The organism is Lyngbya sp. PCC 8106, from assembly GCF_000169095.1.
GTDB lineage: Bacteria > Cyanobacteriota > Cyanobacteriia > Cyanobacteriales > Microcoleaceae > Capilliphycus.
Window position 1 is genome coordinate 1 of sequence record NZ_AAVU01000034.1, and the last position, 20,071, is coordinate 20,071.

Below are 20,071 nucleotides of genomic sequence, written 5' to 3' on the forward strand. Positions count from 1 at the left end.
GTTGAGTAAATTAGCTAAACCCCTAACCCCTAAATCCTAACCCCTAAATCCTAACCCCTAAATCCTAACCCCTAACCCCTAAATCCTAACCCCTAAATCCTAACCCCTAAATCCTAACCCCTAACCCCTAAATCCTAACCCCTAAATCCTAACCCCTAAATCCTAACCCCTAACCCCTAAATCCTAACCCCTAACCCCTAAATCCTAAACCCTAACTCCTAACTCCTAACTCCTAACCCCTAATTCCTAACCCCCAAACCCTGCAATTTGACTAAGGCTTTTAAGAATCCGCAGCACATCATAAAGTTCATTATCGGGGTTGCGAGTTACAAACACTTTCGATGTTGCATATTGAGGAATATTTTCAACTTTCACCAGTTTGACAAATATAAAATCGCTCCCGGTAACAATTAAACCGTAATTCGGACGGTCTAAGTTCGGACTGGCTAACAAATAAGTTAACAGTTGACCAATACCCGCTTCTATGGAAAATTCTGCCCGTTTGGATTCGATGACCATTACCCATAATTTCTCTTTGAGAACTAAAGTATCAATTCGACCTTTAATTAAGTTCTCTCCCTCCGGTATCTCTAAGAGAACGGATTCTTCCGAACGAATGTAATAGGGATAAAGAAAGAATTTTCCGATAAATAAAATCGGGTCTAAAATTGCCATCCGAACAACATCTTCGAGAACCGGAGGATTTTGCAATAAATTAAAAAACCCTTCCTGAACTTGGTCTAACAATTGCTTTTCTAAATCGGTGATTTCCGGTAAATCTTCTTGCCATTCTCGAAAAAACTGCTCATCTCGTATCCATTGCAAGTTGAAGTTATCGATCAGATATCGGAGGTTTATATCTTGGGCTTGAATCGTTTTTTGAATCATAGGAAGTGGGAGTTGGGTGTTGAGTATTGGGTTTTAGGGATTGGGTTTTAGGGATTGGGTATTGGGTGTTGGGGATTGGGTATTGGGTGTTGGGTGTTGGGTGTTGGGGATTGGGGATTGGGTATTGGGTGTTGGGAATTGGGAATTGGGTAAATTAGCTAAACCCCTAAATCCTAAATCCTAACCCCTAACCCCTAAATCCTAACCCCTAACTCCTAACCCCTATGAGTAAATAAATTGTCCTCAATTATCCGTTTCCACGAAGCCAAAAGAGTATCAATTGTTTGCTGTTCCCGTGTGCGGCTGGTAATATTTTCTTGTTTGGTTTCGGGAGTGAGGGCGCGTCCGGCTAACGCTTGGGCGACTAACCGCAGTTGAGACGCATCGGGCATTGATAGGGCGAGAAAGTTGGTAATATCTTGAGGTTTGTGTTCGGATAACCACAACAACCGATGTAAAATATCGATTAATGTGGGGGCGCCGCCAATAGTTTGGGGTTTGACGTTAAAGGTTTGCTGTTTTTCGGTTTTTTGTATGCCCAAATCCTCGTTTTCGCCCCGTTCGCTGTAGTCGCGCAACTGAATTTTATTCTTGTTTTTTGTGACTAACGCCAGTTTACCATCGGTCAAACCGCCGGGGCCATCAAGTTCGATACCCACCCCACGCGCCAGGGTGTTGGCTTCGTCAAATTCTACAATGGCTTCCCCGTATTCATAGCGTCCCAAGATGTAATATTGGGTGGGTTTATCGACTGCGGAAACTCCCCGTTTATCGCACAGCAAAACGTCTGAAAGAACGGTTTCCAAGACTTCTTTTTGCACTTCATCAAGGAAGGTGTTGGCGTCGAGTTCGTCTCCGTTGGGAAGTTCCACCGAGTCGTATTGGGTATAAGCCCGCAGCCCCGCACCAATACAGGCGATAACCAAGTCCGCACCGCTAACGCCTTCTTCCATGAGGGTTTTTACACGGTCTTGAATAATTTCTCTCAGTTGCGGTTGTACGTCCATTGCGTAGTCGCCAATTTTGGGAGTTGGGAGTTGGGAGTTGGGAGTTAGTGGGGTTCTAGGGGTTCCGCGTTTTCGGGCGATTAAAAAGATGCTAGAAGCGAGGGCAGCAGAATTTTGACTCCGCAACCTCGAACTCATTTCTGTGTCTAAAGGCCATGCTTCTGTAATGGTAAATCCTGCGCGTCTGAGAGAATCAATTAAAGTTGACCAACCTGCGGTAGTTTTATGAGCATAAACAACGACCATAATTCCATCAGATTTTAAAACCCGATTGGCTTCTTTAAACGCTTGGTGCATCATGTCTTCATAAGCTTGGGATGCTTTTTTCTTATCTCCCCCATGTCGGGAAGGTTCCATGATGGCTTCGTTTTTCTTGGGAGTTAGTTTTCCTGAAAAATGTTCGGGATAAAGTTGTCCGACACTGCGTTTTAACCAGACATAAAAAAAGTCAGAAAGGTCTGCATAAGGAACCGAATCAAAATAAGGCGGGTCTGTAATAACAGCATCTAATGATTCTGATTCTAAAGAAATTGACATCGCTGAAGCCCGTTGGAGTTTGCCAAAAGAGTTACTACTGTTAAACTCTTTTTTTATAAAATTAGAAATCCAACCAAGTGCATTGTGAGAGCTTCCCGAAGCCGGAATCAACTGATGAGTTTCAACAAAATCCCAAACCATAGGTAATGCTTGTCTACCAAAAGTATGACCTGGCATTTGTCTACTACAATCCCATGATTGAACACTGCTATTGTAGTCAGACATTTTGTTAATCATTAATCCTAAATAAGTACAAACTGCCTTTGCAAACTCCTCTCGTTCCTCCTCTCCCCAACTCCCAACCCCTAACTCCGAACCCCTAATTTCCTCATGCGCTAACCTAACCCACTTCACAAACGTCATTAAAGAAAGTAGTTGTCGGGGAGTGAATAATTTTTCAAATTGATCTAAACCATAAAGATGTGTAAAAAATGCTCTACTATTACCGGAAAAAATTGGCTCATCTGGAATTGTTAAACCTGTTTCTGCACATAATTTTTCTAGTCTGTTGTTTAACTGAATTTCATCGGGAATATAATTTTTATAATCAGTTCCCGATAGATAGGTTTTACCTTTTTTCCCAGGAGTTGTACAAACAATAGCCATTAACTGCTGATTTATTCTGCCAGCTTTTCCTTCATTTTGAATATAAGGTTTAGTTTTAATTGTTGTTCCACAATGATGACAAACTGAATTTCCGCGTTTGCTTCCCACAGCCGGATTAAAACCCAAACCCTTTTCAGTCGTTGACTCCACCACTTCAAAATCAACCCGTTTGGTTTGGTAATTGGGAGTTACCTTTAACGCCACATACTTCTTATTTTTCCTGCACAACCACGTTTGTCTGACCAACGGAACATCCGCCCCACAAGCCGGGTTAGGACATTTAACGGTTCGCGTCCAAAGGTAAGCAACGGGGGTTAGGAGTTTGGATTTAGGGGTTAGGGGTTGGGGAGAAGTAGACGGAAATAGAGACAATTGTTGTCCTTCCGTTTCTAAATTCTTTTCTCTAAACTGATGATTAGTTTGTTTAACATTTTTCCGATCACTTCGATTTCTTGCTGAATCAGTTTCAGACTTTCCAAATTGAGGATGTATTGCAGGCGTTGAGCAACTATCAAATGAGTTTCCAATTCCATCAGTGAACCCCTCGATATTTTCAGATGATGAATGTATTCCTTCGTCGAACCTCGTCCCCATCCCTCCGCTATATTGGCTGGAATTGACGTTACCGCCCTCTGAATTTGAGATGTCAGTGCGTATCTCTCCTGTTGAGGAAATGTCTTGGTTATTTGATAGACTTTCACCACTAATTCTATCGCCTTTTGCCAAACCATCAGTTCCTTGTAACTCTCCATTTTCTTCCTCCCCTAACTCCGAACTCCCAACTCCTAACTCCCCAATCCCCGGATATAAGTCGCCAACTTCTTTCCGCACATTTTCAATCACCCAATTTCCCCACTTCTCAACCTCATCTGCAAGTTTTTTTCCGTATTTTTGGGGATAAACCAGAGTACAAAGTTCAATAATATGGGCGACGGGATTTAAGTCTATTGCATGAGTTTCGCACCCCAAACGCAACGCTTCCAAAGGAATAGCGCCCCCACCCGCAAACATATCCAAAACCGTCGGTGGCGGTACATCTTCCAGAGGTGTATTTTCCGGCAAACCCAGACGTTGACGTTGGGCTTCTAAAATCTGTTCTCTCGCTTTATTTAACGTCGTTTCTCCCGCTTTCCACTTACACAAATCTATCATTAATTCTTTCAATGCCGTCCGCTTTTGATAAGTTTCCGGCGCGGCTACCAACGAAGCATAAACAGCAGCACGCGCAGCCACCAAAGGTCGTCTCGCCCACCATAAATGTAAAGTTGAAATATGACCTTTTCTAATGGATTTTTCCCGTGCGGCTTCTACCGAAATCTCGCGGATGGGAATAAAATCTTCAATTAAGCGGCGATCTTCTGTCATGGTTTTATGAAAATAAATTGTAGGCGTTTCTTTATTTTAATTCAAATCAAAGTGTAAAAAATTAATCAATCTTTTGGGTCAACCGCTCATTGATTGAATGGCTTCAGCATTGATTAAATATCGTGTCACTTCCTTGACTTCTCTGACATTTGCTGCTAACTTTTGGGCGGGATTTTGAATCGTCAATAACTGCGGGTTCGGAGTATTGCACCCCCAAACCACATACAGCCAATAAGTGTCGCCCAACTGCTGCGCCCGACGCCATTCGTTCGCCGTTAGGGAAACATCCTGTTCAAACTGCGCCCGTCCCTTAACCTCGATGCGCCGCACCGGAACCAAACCCGTCGCGTTATCCCCCGGTTTGACGCTGCGAATATCGAACCCGCTACCATCCCGGTTTTGACTCACATCCTCCGGTTCCCAACCCCGTTGTCGTTCATAGTCCATAACGTACTCCATCGCAAACGCTTCCACGTCGGGGTCATTTCGCATCCCCCCGGTGGCCACCTCCGCCGGAGCCGGATAAACCAAAGCCGTTCCCAGGTAAGCGACCCGCCCCAACCGGACAATATTGAGCGCCTTCAGTTCATCCTGCTTGGCCTTGTAGCGTTCTTGCAGGGTTCGCACCTTGTTTTGGGCGCTATCTCGGGCGACGCGATAACTTTCCTCCCCAGATGCAACCTTAGCCGCCAGCTTCATCTGGGTACACTGCGCCTCCCTTATCGCCGCTTCCATCGCCCCCGCCAGGTAGTCCCGGCGAATATCCAACTCCCGTTGACGGTAGGCGCGAACCTCATCCATCATCCCCATTTGTACCTTCACCTTCAGCCAGCGTTCAACCTGCTGCTGTTCGGTGGGGGCCAGGGGTGTCAAAGCGTCGGTAGTTGGGGGGTCGGCCGGTGCGAAGTCATGCAAACAGTCCGTCGCCACCAAAACAAAATTTCCCGGCTGATATTCAGCCAGCGCACACAGCCTCGCCCTCAAAGTCTGTTCTCGCCCCTGGGTGGTTTGTCCTTGAATTTCCACACAGAAAAAATGAATGCGGTAGGGCGCTTGGGCATCCGCATCAACAAACGTGGCGCAGCGATACCCCACCCGTTCAGCGAGTTGGTAGTCCAAACGTTCGGCGATGGAGGCAAACAAACAGTGTCCAGGGGAAAGAAATTCCGCATCCTGGTGAACCGCAGCTTCCAACTGTTCTTTATAAAACGTCAGTTTGGGATAATATTTTTCCGGGGTTCCCAACCGCCGCACCGCTTCCAAAGTGTTGGAACGAAACTCCTCTTTCAGGTAGGGAATGCGCCACAACCCATCGGCCCGCACTTCCAAGTTTAGGTGCAGGTATTCACAAGCCCGCTTAAAAAATTCTTCCACATAGCGGGGCATCAGCCGCCGTTCTTCGGAACGAAAATCTTGAGTTTGGGTTTTCAGACGAATCTGAGAAAAATCAACGTGGGAGGTTGCCAAAGCCAGTCCTGTGGCTTGTTCAAGGTCTTTTAAACGTTCGGGGCTTAAACGGTCAATTTGGGCGATGGCTTCATCCTCGTCCGCCTGGGAATAGGTGGCTTGGCGTACCAACTCCTCAAAACGAATATCATTAAGTTGTAATAGCTGGCCGATAACATCAAATACTCGGTCGTTCATCGCCGCCCGAATTTCATCGAGTTTTTTCAACAATTTCTCCAAAACCCGACCCTCTACGGTGTTGACCGCCACAAAGTTAAAAATATAAACATCTCGCTTTTGACCGATGCGGTGAATGCGCCCCATGCGTTGTTCTAAACGGTTGGGGTTCCAGGGGATATCATAATTGACCATCAACCGACAAAATTGCAGGTTAATTCCTTCCCCTGCGGCTTCGGTGGCGATACAAATTTGCTTGTTAAATTGAAAGTTTTTTTGAGCGGTTTTGCGGTCAATTACGTTCATTCCGCCGTGAATTTCGCAGGTTGAATATCCCCACTGTTGCAGATTTTGTTTGAGATATTGCAAAGTATCCCGGTGTTCGGTGAAAATTAATAGCCGCCCTTCTCCCTCGCTCAATTCGTCAAATTCCGAGCGCTTGAGTAAATTTTGCAGTTCGTTGAGTTTGCGTTCGGTTCCCAGTTCAATAGTTTCTTGGGTGAGTTTAACCAGGCGTTTGAGTTCTTGCAATTCTTCGCGCAATTGTTCAATTTTTTCGGCAATGGTAGACTCTACTGCTACATTTTCCAATTCATCTTCAGAACGGTCTTCGTTGTCAGTTTCAGTATCAACTGAACAGCCAAAATTCATCAACCTCTGGCGCTGTTCTTGGGGTGAGAGTTGTTCTAATTCTTCTAAGAGGTTAGAAAATCGTTGATAACGTCTTTTGAGAGAATTCCAGATAGCGTTTAAACTGCTGGCGAGTCGGCGTTGTAGAACAGTTCTCGCCAAAGCAACAGTAGCCTGTCGCCGTCCGGTGGTTTGACCTAAATAGCGGTTGATGTAGGTTGTAATTTGGTTGTAGAGGTATTCTTCGGCTTGGGATAGGTTAAAAGGAACGGTGATGGCGTGGCGAGGTTTAAACAGTTTTTGTCCTTCAAAGTCGCGGAGTTCTTCTTTAATTCGCCGCAGAAACCAGGGGCTATTTTCCAAGCACAACATTTGGGTGTTGTGAGTGTTGGAAATAAATTGGTCGGGGTCGAGTAAGCGGAGAAAATTATGAAATTGGTCAACGTCTCCCTGATGGGGAGTTGCGGTTAATAATAGCAGTCTTTCGGTATTTTTTGAGAGTTCTTCCGCGAGTTTATAGCGTCCGGTGCGCCGCAAGTCTTCGCCTTGAGTTCGGGCTGAACATTTGTGGGCTTCATCGATAATTACTAAATCCCAATCTACCTGTAAAAGACCTGAAATGACTTCATCCCGTTTGGCAAAATCAATAGAAGCAATACATTGACGAAAGCGCTCCCAAGGATTTCCCGCCAGTTGATTTTTTGCTAAGGTTGAAGTGATCACCTCAAAGGTTTCAGCAAATTTGCTTTTGAGTTCGTCTTGCCATTGTATCGTGAGCGGGGCGGGAGCAAGAATTAAGATTCGTTCAATAGCGCTTCTAAGTTTCAATTCTTTGAGAAGCAAACCCGCCATAATGGTTTTTCCTGCACCTGGGTCATCTGCTAAAAGAAATCGCAGTCGAACTTGGGGTAAAATGCGTTCGTAGACGGCTTCAAGTTGGTGCGGTAGGGGTCGAACACCGCTTAAACTTACAGCAAAATGGGGGTCGTATTCAAAGGCGGTTTTGATGCGGGCTGACTCAATAAATAGAAAAAGCGAATCTCCATCAACCAGTGTGGAAGTATTTTGTTGTTGAGTGATAATTTCTTCAATTTCGCTGTAACTGACTCCGGCTTCGCGAAGTTCGCCCGTTGAGGTACGAACTTGTAGCAATACTGTGTCATCAATAATGTCTGCTGAGACAACCGTAACCGCCTCGGTAAACTGTGAGGAAATCAAAATTCGTTTGCTAATGAGTGAGTCAATCATTCTATTTATAGTTGTTTGGTTTTTTGAAAATTAAGCAAACAAAACTGTTTTGATATAGAACAAGCCGACCTCCAAAAAAATCCTAAAACCAGCCGCTTCTATCCCTATATTCAATAATAAGCATAAAAACCTTAGATCTCAATGTTGGAATTACGGAACTTTGAGAATTTTATGAGAATCAAAAAATGGATGGTTATCCGTAAAATTACTGAACCGATAGCCCAATCCACCAGAGATGATAAATTATGTACATCTGTTGAATAAATAATCCTCATCACAAATCAAAAAAAAATGAGATAATTAACAGAAATAATCGGCGATTGGCTTCGCCACTGCGCTCCGCGCAATCACCCATAACCCAAAATCCCTCAATCTGGGTTCGCTCCCTCCTCCTCAACATTAATTAATAACCCATAAATTCAACTTATTGGGGATCGTAAGTGTAATAATCTCCCACACATATTGTTGATAAAAAAAACAGCTTTCTGAACATTTCCTGGGGCGCTTTCCCGACGAGAGGATTTCAAAAATAACTTGAGGCGCGATATTGTTGTCCTTCCATTTTCGATTCTTGATTTCAAGGGTGTTCGGCGATAATTTGTAAATTGGGGCTAGAATTATCATCAATGTAAAAATTATCAATATTTATCGGTTGCACTAATGAGACCTAGTGTTTTTTACTTTTGCTTTTTTTTAATAGCGACATGAACTCCGAACTTTCTCTGTGAGTTCAGCAACTAATTTTTCTCGACCTACCCAACCTTTATTATAAGCAAACCATTCAGGTTGAAACTCTGACCACTCAGATGGACTGTCATCAATAATTTCTTTCCAGTTTTCAACTCCTACAGCTTGACAAATATCAACAAAGACATCTTGCTGAATCGGCTTTCCTTGCCAAAATCGTTTTAATGATGCTACTGAAGTTTTGACATTTTGACACCAAGTAGAAGCTTGCTTGTTCCACCCTTTTTTCTTTCTAGCATGATCAACTTTTTCTAAAATATTTTCGGGGAGTGATCGCAATCATAGTTGCTCCCCCTATTGTTAACAATTGTGGAGAATAGTTTATGTATACAATGAATGACGGAATGAATGTTGCCAAGCAAGCAACAAATGATATTGAACATTAGTGAAGGTTACAACCGGAAACAGTTAGTATTCAAAATGTAGAATCCGAATCAGCTTTTCAAAAGATTGATGTTGATTTGATTTGGACAACTACAAGAGGCAACTACCCTATCATAACCGGATTTGGTATAAAAATCATATTCTCGCTAAGTCCCTGTTCAAATAACTCTTAATAGCTTCACTCTTAGCTATAATTGATGATGTTCTAGCTTGATTCAATATTTAAAGTGGGTTTGTAAAAGTAATATATTGCTTTTTTTGCAGGTGTTCGTGGTGCGCGTGAGCGGTTTTTAGTTCGCGGTCAAGTTCGGCCAAATGTTCTCGGATAGTTTCTGTTAGGGCTTCGATCCGATGGCGCTCTACTGGCAAACGTTCTCCCAAATTGACATCAGCCTGATAATGGGCGTGGAGGGCGTTATTAATACTCTGGATTTCGGCTTGATAAAGATTAGATGCGGTAAGGGTTTGCTGTAGTTGTTCCCACTCTCGGTTGTATTCATTGCGTTTACTGTCGAGTTCTTCGAGGGCTGTTTTTAGAGTAATACTTAGTTCTGTTTTAGCAGAGTCCGTCAAATCAATCAACTGTTTTATTTGACTCATTTCCGCCGATTCTTGATGCCGTTTTTTTTCTTGTTGCCGTCGAATTTCTTCGCCCAGTATTTCCCCCTGTTGGTGCAGCGAGGTCATTTGTGTTTCAAGTTCGGCTTTTTGTTGGTGCAATTCCTCAATGGCTTGTTTTTGAGGGATTAATTCATTTCCCTTTTGAACAACTTCCGCCCGCAAGTTATCGATATCGGTGGAATTAATATCCAGTTCAATGGTTTTGAGTTCCTCGAATTTTTCTCGCAATTCTGACAGTTCGGTAAAGCGTTGATGCAACTCCGTTTCTTGTGCGAACAATGTAGATGCTGTTTGCAGTAATGCGGCTTTTTCGTCAACAATATTTTTTAATTCTGCGGTACGTTTTGCGGCTTTTTCCCGCAGTTTTGAGGGGAGAGATGAGGAACTTAATAAGGGTAGCCACCGGGATAATACTCCTAACTGAACTTGTAGGGTGGTATTGAAAGCGATCGCCCACGCTTCTAGCGTCTCAGAATCGTCATTCGCCAGGGTTTGCAGCATGGGTATGGAAAAGCAATCTGTTAAGAGTTGAATGCAGGCTTGTGTTAATTCAAAGGGAATTTTTACGGCTTCAAAATCTCGCAATCCCGCCTCGCTGTTGATGGCATTTTTCAGGTGTTCTAAAGTTTGTTCGATGTTCTGAATTGGGCTGTTAACTGTCATCATTTTTTCCGTGATTGTTGCCGTTTATCCTGAAAGTTACTCTCCCCGAAAGCAATGAATTTAATTAAGTTATCCTTTGATTGGGGGAGAAGTAACTAAGAATCAATATCGGGTTTAGGGTTGGCTAATAAACTAGCTTACTAAATTGTCTAGTTTTTCTTTAAAGCGATATACTAAAGGTTGTTCATGAAGTTCATTTTCCAACTGCTCAATAATCTCAACTCGATCAATTTTAGATAACTTTTCTATTATCTCATTTTCTAAACTTTTTTCCAGAATGTGCTGAGATTTAAACCATTTGTTTTGAACACTTTTTTCTAAAGATTCGCGTTTCGCATCCAAACGAATTTTCTCTTTTTCATCTGTCGTGGATGTCGATTGCATTTCCGTTGTAGATGAGGTGTTTTCAACGGTCATCAAAGACGAACTATCAAAATTATTTTCTGTTGAGGGTTCGGTTAAAACCACCGCTTTAACTTTAGCTTCTCCGTTGACGAGGTAGACGGGATAAATTGTTTTAATCACCGTTCCTTCATCATCCCAACCTTTTGCAGCTTCGTGGTAGTCGCTCCGAAAAGGAACGCCTTCTTTTTCTAGGCTGAATTTGGCTGGAGGTTCTGCGAGGGCGGCACGTTCTAGAAACTGCAAGGCATTTTTAATCGCTTCTTGTGCTTCGGTTTTTAACTCGGGAGTGAGGGATGTATCCAGTTCGGTATCGAGGGAATTGATCAGTTCTTCGCCAGCTTTAACGTAGTCTTTTTCTTGCCAATTACCGGGTTGTGGATATTCGACTTTACCCCGTGCAGAGTTGACGGCTTTTGTCAGCAATTCTGTGGTGTCTGGAGAAATATCATCGAGTTGCAATTTTTGACGAAGTAAACTTTGCATCTCGTTTAGTATTTCTGGCGGTAACTGTTCAGAACCAATACTTTCTCCTCGCATAATTGCCTGACCGTTGATTAAAACAGTAGCAGAAATAATCGCTTTGATGTCATTAGTTTTTTCTTTGCGTTGCTGTTTAAATTCGGGGTTGGTGGTCAGCATAACATTAAACAAGCGAGTTGCTAAGGGATCGAGATGCTGTTCTTTGAGGGTTTTATATTCACCTGTCAAAATATGATGGTGTGGGCGATCGCTTGTAGCGTTATAATGAGTACCAGTATCTCGTTTCAGGGATGCGGTTTCTGCCAAAAGCTTATTTCTGCTTGCTTCTAACTCTTCCAGTTTGTGTTCCGCCGCTTCTTTTTGATGTTTAAGTTCTGTAACCTGTTGAGAAATCTGATTAATTTCTATGCGACAATTTTTGAGTTGATGACTGTATTCCCGCTCAGTATTTTGAAAGCGATCTTTAAAGCTGTCCCTCTCTTCGGTGATTTTGCGATTAAATTTCTCTAATCGATCAATTTCATGTAATGCTTGCTCAATCGTAATACAGGCGTTCCGTATATCTTTGGAGAAAATTGGTTGATTAGACCGTTTTTGTAAGATATTATCTAACCACCGATAAACTTTCAGAAGTTGGTTATATATTATATCGTCGGCTTGAGACATACCTAGTTTACCAAAAACTTCAATTTGTGCCTTATATGGAAACCGCTCTTTTTGGAAGTTAGCAGATTCTATAACATTTTTTTCTACATCACTATCTTTGTCTGAATTAAGAGATAAACTTTCGTCAGCCTGTGATGATTCAGATCTTGCAGATGACCCTGCTGTATTTTTAACGTCATCTTGTACATCATTCTGGGTTTCTGTATCTGAAAAGAATTCGGAATTTTCTTCTGAGTTCACGGTCTGATCTACTCCTTGTATAGCTGGTGTTTGCTCGAAATAACTTACTGTATCAAATTGTTCAGAAGCTTGATTGGTTGCTTCTATGGACTTAGATTTTTCTTAAGATTCCATGATGAATATGCTCCTTTATTCGATTGAGTAAGTAGAAGAAAAACGTAAATTTGTGTTGTAGGTTTTTCCGGTTTTTATATCCTTAGCAGTAACAGCAATCTCGGTTTTGCCAAAGTTCATAGAAACCTCAACAGGGCGATCGCGTGTTCCAACTGTCGAGGAAATATCGACATCTAATTCCCCTATTTCTTCCACGTCTGGCTCATCTATATAGCGGGGATTCTTTTTGCGAGTTGCATAAAATTTCAACTGTAATCGATCTTGCTCGGAAGTCATTGGATAAAAGGTATGAGTAACCACTTCATCGATATCGACACTATCACCCGCCAACACAAACGCACTAAAGCGGTTGCAAATATACCAGTCTCCTTGTTCATCAAAATATTCGCGCTTGCTTTTTTGATGGCGATCGCGTTTTTCATCAAAAACTGCACAGGTTTGACAGCCATAGGTGAGGCGGGAACGACGGGAACGGATACTTTCTGGGTTTAAACCAAAGGAAGCCGCCCCTTCAAGAATAGCCGCACCGGGGTTAGCTGGCATCACAATTTTCTTAACGCGATCGCCAAATTCTTGCTGAATGCGTTGGCGTAAAATGGGCGATGTAGAAAACCCACCAACCAGATACATCACATCACATCCCCGGCTTCCCAACCGTGAAAATTGTTCTTTAACTTTCTTCACCAAACCATCTAATACAGGCTTAAACATTGACCGTATTATTTCTGGGCTGATGTGAACTTTTTCATCATCTCCATCCTGTTCGTCGGCGAGTTTTTCCAATACCTCCGAATAATCTTTTGATAAAATTTTGTAGAGGCGGTTGGGAATATCAAAGTAAGTTATAGTTGTTGTGGCGGGGTCAAAATCACACTTTTTGCGTTCCCAGTTTGCCATCAATTCCAACCAACCAATTGGATCTTCTTCTTCATAGCGGTTGAGCGCTTGAACGGTCAGCTTCTTGGCTAGATATTCTTTAAATTCTTTATCAACATAGGTAGAACCGTAAGCTCCCCCCGTTCCTTCTGCGACTTCTTCCAAACCCCCATGGGATGAAACTTCATGGCAGGTAATATCAACGGTACCGCCACCGCAGTCTACCACCATAAACCGTTGACCCGCTTTGAGTTGTTTTTTGTCTTTTTCTTGGCAATAAATAGCCGCAGCCTCCGGTTCCAAAACCAGCAACAGGCGATCGCGATCGTTTTCGTTATTAGTAATTAATCCGGCTTTGATAGCTGCGCGGCGCATAAACGACTTTTCGGCATCTTTCCAAATCGCAGGAATGGTTAAACACCAGAGAATTTCATTGTCTCTCAGTTCCCCGCTCGTCGCATTTTTTAACTCTGTACGCAGCAAGCCCCCAAGTGCGCGTAGATAATCGGCGATCAAGTCGATAACCGGAAACTCTTGTCCGTTATTTGCAATCTTCATAGGGCCTGATTCGGTGCGGTAACGGCTTTCGCGCAGAGCCATTTTAAAGGTAGGAAAAAAGCTATAGTCTTTGGCATTTTTTGCCTGCCGAAGTTCTGCCAATCGAGATAGGGCAGCATAGCCCCAAGCTTCTAATTTGCGATCGCGATTGTAGAGACTTTGCGTTAGGGTTTTGATGTATTGAAAGGGTTGTTTTTCCCAATCATAACGTCCGATAATGCGCTTATCGTCTTTGAAAGCGTAGGCGTAACCGGAACGGGATGTTCCGAAATCAATCGCCGCTATGACTTTAATTTGTTTGCTGTCAAATGTCATTTGTATTGCTCCTTTAGAACCCGTGAATATAGTCGCCCGCACTATCCCGTTGGATAATTCGGTGAAACTTGAATTCGGCGCGTATTGCTAGAATTGCGTCGGCGATTTCGATCACTTCAAAAGTCTCCAACTCAGGCTCTAAGTTTTCCCGAAATTGTTGGTGATTTTGTTCGAGCGAGTTGACGATCAATTGCAGAATATGGCGGTGAACCGGGAAATTCTGCCATTCTTCGTTCAACCGTTTTTGTTGAAGCCGTTGGATGTTTTCTAGCGCTTCCTGACGGTTAACAATGCTTTCGATTTCATTAACAAACTGTTCCAAAAGTTCCAACTGTAGCCACTGGGAAAGTGCCACTTTTGCCGTCCGTTGCTGTCGGGTGAGATGCTCGATTTGTTCATGGGCTGTTTTGAGTTGGGTTTGAAGGTTTTGTTGCTGCTGGCTGTGGGAAATTTGTTGTTTTTGGAGGCGGTTTTCTAGTTTTTCGTTGGCGGTTTCTAGAGTGGTCAGTCTGTCTTTTAATTGGTTAAGTTCAGACTGCAATTCCGGTAAACGCTGTTGTTCTAGCTGTTGGTTAAGTTTTTCAGCCTGTTCTTTCTCCCGAATTAATTGTTTTGATTGTTGCTGCAATTCCTCGATTTTAGCTTGACGTTCGTTGAGTTGGTTTTGGAGTTCTTCGAGGAGTTGGCGACTTGTTTTTTCTGCGGTTTTTAAACCCTGTTGGAGTTGGTTGATTGTATTTTCTAATTGATTAACCCGCTCCCGATGCTGTTCAATTGCATTTTTCAAAGTTTGCTCTTTTTCAAGGGTTAGTCTTTCCAAGCGTTTCCGCAACAAATTGATTTCATCTTGGCGATCGTCAATTTGATTTTTTTGGTCGGCGATTGTAGTTTGGGCTTGTTCCCATCTCAGTTCAGCCTTTTGGTTTCGCTCCCAAGTTTGTTTAGCCCAGTTCGTCATTAGACGCTCTTTTTCTAAACAATCTATAGAACTTTCCCCCCGGTCAAAATGAGAGGAAAATACCCAACCGCAAGCCGTGCAGAACCTTGATTGGCTGTCTTGAGATGGATTTTCACAAACCGGACAATTATATTTCATTTGGGGATGGGTTCAGAGCGCATATTTGGCTTGATGTTTTACGGATTTATAGATGGGATGAAATAACGAAGACTAACGGGAAAAATGATCGGATTGAAAAGTTATTCCCAGAAAAATTCCAAGATTGCACTTTCACAAAATGGCCGCCTCAATTTTTGGCAAAGTTGAACCGAATTGCTGAGAGAATCAACAACCTGTTAATTAACTTTTATATCTTTAGAATAAACCTAGACACCAGTTCGCCGCATCGGTGATAACACTGAAATATCTATGTTCTTATAATGTGGAAAATACTGACAATTTTTTTTGATATGTTACCTTGAGGATTTTGAGGTTCAAGTGTCGGCTGTTAAAAGTGGCAGATTTTAGGACAAATTTAAAGCTTGGTGAAAATCCCGTTTAAACTGTTGTGGCGGTACCCCAACCATTAACGCTGAATCATTGCGAAGATGCACTTCAACATCCCGTTTTCGTTCTAAAAATAACTCCGCTTCTTGTTGATGACGGGAAGTGAGAAAATGAACGACTTGATTTGACGACCCCCGCCAACCTTGATTATCATTCAATTCGGCAATATATTGACCGTCTATTAACACATCAATTTGACTTAGAATTTTATTAATGTTATCATTATTTTTGGTTCGCAATTCTTGCAGCTTAAACCCGCTGTAACAAATAATAGAAATATCCCGGTTTTGACGCAGTTCAACAAACAACTCGCTTAAGGCTTTGGCTTGCAACATCGGTTCGCCCCCGGACACGGTTAACCCGTCGAGTTCGGGAACAGAAAGAATAACTTCGGCGAGTTTTTTCACCTCAATTAATGCGGCTTGTTTTTGGGGTATCCAGTCGGGAGAAACGCAACCGGGACAGTTGAAACAGCAGCCTTGCACCCAAATCACGAACCGTTTTCCTGGGCCTAATGTTCGGGTATTTGCACAGATTTCGGCAACATTTAGTAAGGTCATTTTGAAAAGTCTAAAATTACTTTTTTCTGGGACTCAGCTTGATGCTGTTGGGCGATCGCGAGTTGTCGATCCAGTTCGGAAAGTTGCTGTTGAATGCTATTAATAATAGTATCAATTTTTTGGCGATCAACAGGTAAAACTTGACTAAGTTGGCGATCGCTTTGATAATGGGTGTTGAGATGGCGGCGAATGGCTTCAGTTTCTTCTTGATAGCGGTTAAAGTCGGCGATCGCTTTTTGCAGTTGTTGTTGGGTGTCTTGGTAGTCTTGCTGCTGCTGGGATAAGTCTTCTAAAACCCCCGTCAGCGACTCGCTGAGGCGTTCTTTTGTTGTTTGGGTGAGGGTAATGAGTTCTGTGGCTGTGTTGACGGTGGCGGCTTCTTGACGGGAGGAACGCGATCGCAACCGTTCAATTTCTGAGTCGAGGCGGGTTTGTTGCTGTTGAAGTTCGGCTTGCTGTTGTTTGAGAGTTTCTAATTCTTGATACTTAGGTTCTAAAATTTGCGATCGCCTTTGAATATCGTCTCGAAGTTCGTCTAAATTTGTGTTTTGCAGTTCTATTTCGATTTGATTTAATTCATCCCGGCGGCGTTTTAACGCTTCCAATTCTTCGCCTTCCCGCTTGAGTTGTTCCGACTGACTCAGCAACGTACTCGCCGACTCCAACAGTTGAGATTTTTGTTGGGAAATTTCCCCCAAATTTTGATAATTTTGTTTAATTTTTTGCTGCAAAGTTGGGGGAACCGGAAGACTCGAAAAGTGGGGTAGCCAAGTATTAAGCAAAGAAAGCTGAGTTTGTAGGGTTTGGGATAACGCGATCGCCCAAGCGTCGAGGGTTTCCGGATCGGCTTTCCCCAAACTTCCGAGAACTTCGGGAGAATACAAATTTTCCCAGATTTTGAGTCCGGCTTCTACCAATTGAAACGGCAGTTCAATGTTATCATAATCGAGGGGAGCGGAGGTATTTTGCAACCGTTGGGCTAGTTGAATTAAAGTTGTTAAATTTTGCTGCATTTTAAAGCTCAGATGGATTTATAGGGTGGGTTGTAAAGGCTATTCTATTATAATAGATCATCCTATAAATTCTCCCTTCTCCTCGCAGGAGAGCGGATGGGGGAGAGGTTTTTATTCGTTTTTTAGGGTTAATTAACATCATCTTCTTCAAACAAGATAAAACCCGGAAACATCTTGGCGATAACGTTCCCGAGTTCGTATTCAGTGCGTTTATCTTTTCCGACGGCTTCTATCACCAAATAGGCGACTTGAGAACGATTAACCCGCATTCCCACCCGCCATTGATCGTCCGTTGAAGGGAGGGGAAGTTTAACGGTATTGGGCAAATGTTCTTTGAAGATTTTACCCCTAGATTGAGGATCGACCCACAACGTAACGGTTAACGGTTCATCAGTTTTAAACGCAGTTAAAGGGGGAATATCCGCAAAACGAACCGATGCAAGATCGTCTAAGTTAGTTCCGCCTTCGATAATAGAAATGAGTTTGGGTTCGACTTCAGCATTATTGTTAATAGTATCAATCACAATCCCCAAAGAATGAACGAATATTTCGGTCGGATTCACCAAACCGTTAGCAATTAAACAGGCACCGTAGGAAATGGCAAAAGCACTATTAATTAAGTTAAAAGTGCGGTCAATTTCTGTAGAATTTTCTTCTAATTGTAACGCTTCAAGAATCATCTTTTGAACCAGATAAAACTGACAAAATCCGCCGACAAAAAATAAACGGTCACAGGTTTGATTATTGTTTTGCATCCAATGTTTTACCCGTTCTAAAACCCGGTTAATTCCCTCGCCTATAGAAGCGAAAGCTTGTTCAACTTCGGCGTTGGTGAGGGTATAGCCGCCCGAAAAAGTGTAGAGCGTTTGTTCGGCGAGGTCTGACGGGCTTTTAAAGTAGTTTTTGAGTTTTTTGGTATATTTGCTGTGTCCGGCGATTTTAACGCTTTCAAACTCCCGCAATAACCCCATAAATTCGGTGCTATTTTCGTCGGGGGGTTGACCGTGTTTTTTGGTGTAAGCAATGCGAACACAGTGGCGGTCGAACGCAACGCCTGCGGATTCGAGTCCTTTATCTCCCTGTCCGTCAAAATACAATACTTCTACTTTTTTGTCACCGTAAATCCGACACAGGCTGACGTCAAACGTTCCCCCACCCATATCGCAAACGAGGAGATTTCCGTTAAATATTTCGCCGTTTTCCTGTTGGTTGCGGCGTTGGGTTTCCCAAGCGTAATAAGCCGCAGCCGCGACGGGTTCGCTGACTAATTGAATCAGTTCTTTTTCTAATCCCAAATTATCGGCGATTAGGGTTTGCAATTGTTCCCGTCCGGTGTTATAAATGTCTCGCTGCCAAATTTCGGGAACCGATACAACCAAACCGGAAATTTCCCCCTGTTGGCGGGTGAAACTGTATTCATTTTCGCAAGAAAGCAGCAGTTCCCGCAGGTAGTCGGCGGTTACAGTTACGGGATTTTGAGGCGGTTGATAGGCGTTGGTGAAGTGGTTTTTTAGGGGTAAATCCATTTTAAAATTACCGTAGCTGGTAACTTCGGGATGGTTGGCTGCGGTTGTCCGGGCGCCGGAACCGATTTCGATGAAACCGTCTTCGTAGGTGATGAATGAGGGGATGTATTTGGTGCCGTTTTCTCCGCCATATTGGAAGGCTTCGAGTTGGTCTTTTTCCCAATAGGAAATTATGGAATTAGTGGTGCCGAAGTCCAGTCCGATTTTGTATTTTGGCATCGTTGGTTCGTTGGAGTTTATGAATAGGCTGAGGTGATGTGATTGGAAGTTTAACTTCTGGGTTTTCGGTTGTTAAAGCTCGTTTGTGATCGGGTTTTCTGCCCTATTTACGATTATACTCGATATAAAACTCACATATAAAACCATTATTAATTACAATTTACAAGCCTGTAATCGAGAGAAGAAGCTACTCCGAAAAGAATCAGACTGATAGCGAAGAAGGACAGGTAGAGTCCCTTTTTTACTTCTAGAATCTAAAATCAAATCGTTGTACCCGACCCACAACCCTTGGTCTATCCAACCCACAGTATTACCAAATTTTTCCCAGAGTTGCCTATAAGACGCTTTTGTGCCTGCAAGTTCTCGGTAAATATCACTTTGAACACTAAAACCAAAGTTTCCGTCACTGTATTTTATCCAAAGATGATCTATAATTTGTAAGTCCTCACAAGGAAAGTTAAGAATATCGCCATTATCCAAATATTTATCTTTTTCTTTTCCCGCAAGTGCTAACATAATATTAGAAGTTTGTGCATCTGCTTCTTTCCATTTTTGTTCTTCAAGAAACTTCTTTAATTTATTAAAATCTATGACTGAAGAAGATATTAATGGAATTGAATCTTTGGGAGGTTCTGATGATATTGTAGGCTTGGAAGTGATTGTTACTTCTTTAGTGTCTTCTACACTGGGAGATTTGCCTATTTTAGATTTGGTCACGTCTTGAACTTGAGTTTTATAATTTTTGAGTTGTGATAATAAAGTCTCATCTGTTTTTGTTAATTTTTCCAGATCTTGTTTTATGGATTCAGATTGAGATTCAATAACTTCTTGTAGTCCAGTTTTTTCTTGTGACAGCAGGTGAGAAATATTTTGAGTGATTAATTGTCCCGAAATAAAAATGAATAAAATCGTTATAAGACAATAACCAGCAAACAGGAAAACATTTTTAAACCGAGAGAAGATTGATTGATCGGCATTTGTTTCTTTTTGGGATATTACCTCAGAATTATTTTGAGATTTAGATTGTGATAACTGAGAGTTTAACTCGGCTTTCTCTGTTTCAAGTTTTTCAACTTTGGCTTCGGCTTCAGCAACTTTTGCTTGAGACTTTTGCCAAACTTGTTTCAAGGCTGCAATTCGTTTTTTCTCCTTGTCTAAAAAGTCGGGGGGAATTCCACCCAATACGGGGGGATAAGGAGTTAAATCGTAACCGCAAACCGAACAAGTTTCGATGTCGTTTTCTGTGTGTTGTGTTTCGCAAATTGGACATTTCATA

General features: G+C 42.5%; 13 protein-coding genes and 1 pseudogene. 1 reads left to right on the forward strand and 13 read right to left on the reverse strand.

What is annotated here, in order from left to right; genetic code table 11:
- Nucleotides 1–246: 246 nt before the first annotated feature.
- Nucleotides 247–888 (reverse strand): hypothetical protein, encoded by a 642-nt coding sequence (locus L8106_RS20345; protein ID WP_009786319.1) that lies wholly within the window; start codon nt 886–888, stop codon nt 247–249.
- A gap of 40 nt (nt 889–928) precedes the next feature.
- On the opposite strand from L8106_RS20345, the gene L8106_RS32445 reads away from it, so the two are divergent.
- On the forward strand, nt 929–1,072 hold the full coding sequence (locus L8106_RS32445; RefSeq protein ID WP_156803769.1) for a hypothetical protein: 144 nt from the start codon (nt 929–931) through the stop codon (nt 1,070–1,072).
- A gap of 2,355 nt (nt 1,073–3,427) precedes the next feature.
- Here the strand turns inward: L8106_RS32445 and L8106_RS32450 are convergent.
- The 12 genes and pseudogenes from L8106_RS32450 to L8106_RS29860 all read right to left on the reverse strand — a co-directional run bounded on the left by L8106_RS32450 (nt 3,428) and on the right by L8106_RS29860 (nt 20,070).
- The gene (locus tag L8106_RS32450; protein ID WP_009786322.1) at nt 3,428–3,790 is read right to left on the reverse strand and encodes a four helix bundle protein; all 363 of its coding nucleotides are present in this window, start codon (nt 3,788–3,790) and stop codon (nt 3,428–3,430) included.
- A gap of 436 nt (nt 3,791–4,226) precedes the next feature.
- Nucleotides 4,227–4,403, reverse strand: a pseudogene (locus L8106_RS33830) (DUF1156 domain-containing protein); the annotation flags it as partial.
- A gap of 78 nt (nt 4,404–4,481) precedes the next feature.
- On the reverse strand, nt 4,482–7,904 hold the full coding sequence (locus L8106_RS20355) for a helicase-related protein (protein WP_009786323.1): 3,423 nt from the start codon (nt 7,902–7,904) through the stop codon (nt 4,482–4,484).
- 693 nt (nt 7,905–8,597) lie between these two features.
- Complete coding sequence (locus L8106_RS20360; protein WP_009786324.1) at nt 8,598–8,930, reverse strand: hypothetical protein; 333 nt, start codon at nt 8,928–8,930, stop codon at nt 8,598–8,600.
- A gap of 327 nt (nt 8,931–9,257) precedes the next feature.
- A complete protein-coding gene (locus L8106_RS20365; protein WP_232228539.1) occupies nt 9,258–10,322 on the reverse strand; it encodes a hypothetical protein in 1,065 nt (354 codons plus the stop codon).
- 129 nt (nt 10,323–10,451) lie between these two features.
- Nucleotides 10,452–12,110, reverse strand: a complete 1,659-nt coding sequence (locus L8106_RS20370) for a hypothetical protein (protein ID WP_009786327.1) — start codon at nt 12,108–12,110, stop codon at nt 10,452–10,454.
- 129 nt (nt 12,111–12,239) lie between these two features.
- The gene (locus tag L8106_RS20375; protein WP_009786328.1) at nt 12,240–13,973 is read right to left on the reverse strand and encodes an Hsp70 family protein; all 1,734 of its coding nucleotides are present in this window, start codon (nt 13,971–13,973) and stop codon (nt 12,240–12,242) included.
- A gap of 13 nt (nt 13,974–13,986) precedes the next feature.
- Entirely contained in the window at nt 13,987–14,931 is a 945-nt protein-coding gene (locus tag L8106_RS20380) for a hypothetical protein (RefSeq protein ID WP_009786329.1), read from the reverse strand.
- Nucleotides 14,932–15,434: 503 nt separating this feature from the next.
- A complete protein-coding gene (locus L8106_RS20385) occupies nt 15,435–16,037 on the reverse strand; it encodes a 4Fe-4S single cluster domain-containing protein (protein WP_009786331.1) in 603 nt (200 codons plus the stop codon).
- Nucleotides 16,034–17,050 carry a hypothetical protein gene (locus L8106_RS20390; RefSeq protein ID WP_009786332.1) on the reverse strand — a complete coding sequence of 339 codons (1,017 nt, stop codon included), beginning with the start codon at nt 17,048–17,050 and terminating at the stop codon, nt 16,034–16,036. The genes L8106_RS20385 and L8106_RS20390 overlap by 4 nt, the downstream gene beginning before the upstream one ends.
- A 128-nt stretch (nt 17,051–17,178) precedes the next feature.
- Nucleotides 17,179–18,795 carry an Hsp70 family protein gene (locus L8106_RS20395; protein WP_009786333.1) on the reverse strand — a complete coding sequence of 539 codons (1,617 nt, stop codon included), beginning with the start codon at nt 18,793–18,795 and terminating at the stop codon, nt 17,179–17,181.
- Nucleotides 18,796–18,948: 153 nt separating this feature from the next.
- Nucleotides 18,949–20,070: a GUN4 domain-containing protein gene (locus L8106_RS29860; protein WP_009786334.1), complete on the reverse strand. Its 1,122-nt coding sequence runs from the start codon at nt 20,068–20,070 to the stop codon at nt 18,949–18,951.
- Nucleotide 20,071: the final 1 nt, after the last annotated feature.

What these genes read in the sequence shown, in the direction of transcription:
- L8106_RS20375 (WP_009786328.1), bottom strand. Translation starts at nt 13,973, where the DNA reads ATGACATTTGACAGCAAACAAATTAAAGTCATAGCGGCGATTGATTTC.
- L8106_RS20385 (WP_009786331.1), bottom strand. Translation starts at nt 16,037, where the DNA reads ATGACCTTACTAAATGTTGCCGAAATCTGTGCAAATACCCGAACATTA.
- L8106_RS20365 (WP_232228539.1), bottom strand. Translation starts at nt 10,322, where the DNA reads ATGATGACAGTTAACAGCCCAATTCAGAACATCGAACAAACTTTAGAA.
- L8106_RS20395 (WP_009786333.1), bottom strand. Translation starts at nt 18,795, where the DNA reads ATGCCAAAATACAAAATCGGACTGGACTTCGGCACCACTAATTCCATA.
- L8106_RS20345 (WP_009786319.1), bottom strand. Translation starts at nt 888, where the DNA reads ATGATTCAAAAAACGATTCAAGCCCAAGATATAAACCTCCGATATCTG.
- L8106_RS29860 (WP_009786334.1), bottom strand. Translation starts at nt 20,070, where the DNA reads ATGAAATGTCCAATTTGCGAAACACAACACACAGAAAACGACATCGAA.
- L8106_RS32450 (WP_009786322.1), bottom strand. Translation starts at nt 3,790, where the DNA reads ATGGAGAGTTACAAGGAACTGATGGTTTGGCAAAAGGCGATAGAATTA.
- L8106_RS20355 (WP_009786323.1), bottom strand. Translation starts at nt 7,904, where the DNA reads ATGATTGACTCACTCATTAGCAAACGAATTTTGATTTCCTCACAGTTT.
- L8106_RS20390 (WP_009786332.1), bottom strand. Translation starts at nt 17,050, where the DNA reads ATGCAGCAAAATTTAACAACTTTAATTCAACTAGCCCAACGGTTGCAA.
- L8106_RS20380 (WP_009786329.1), bottom strand. Translation starts at nt 14,931, where the DNA reads ATGACGAACTGGGCTAAACAAACTTGGGAGCGAAACCAAAAGGCTGAA.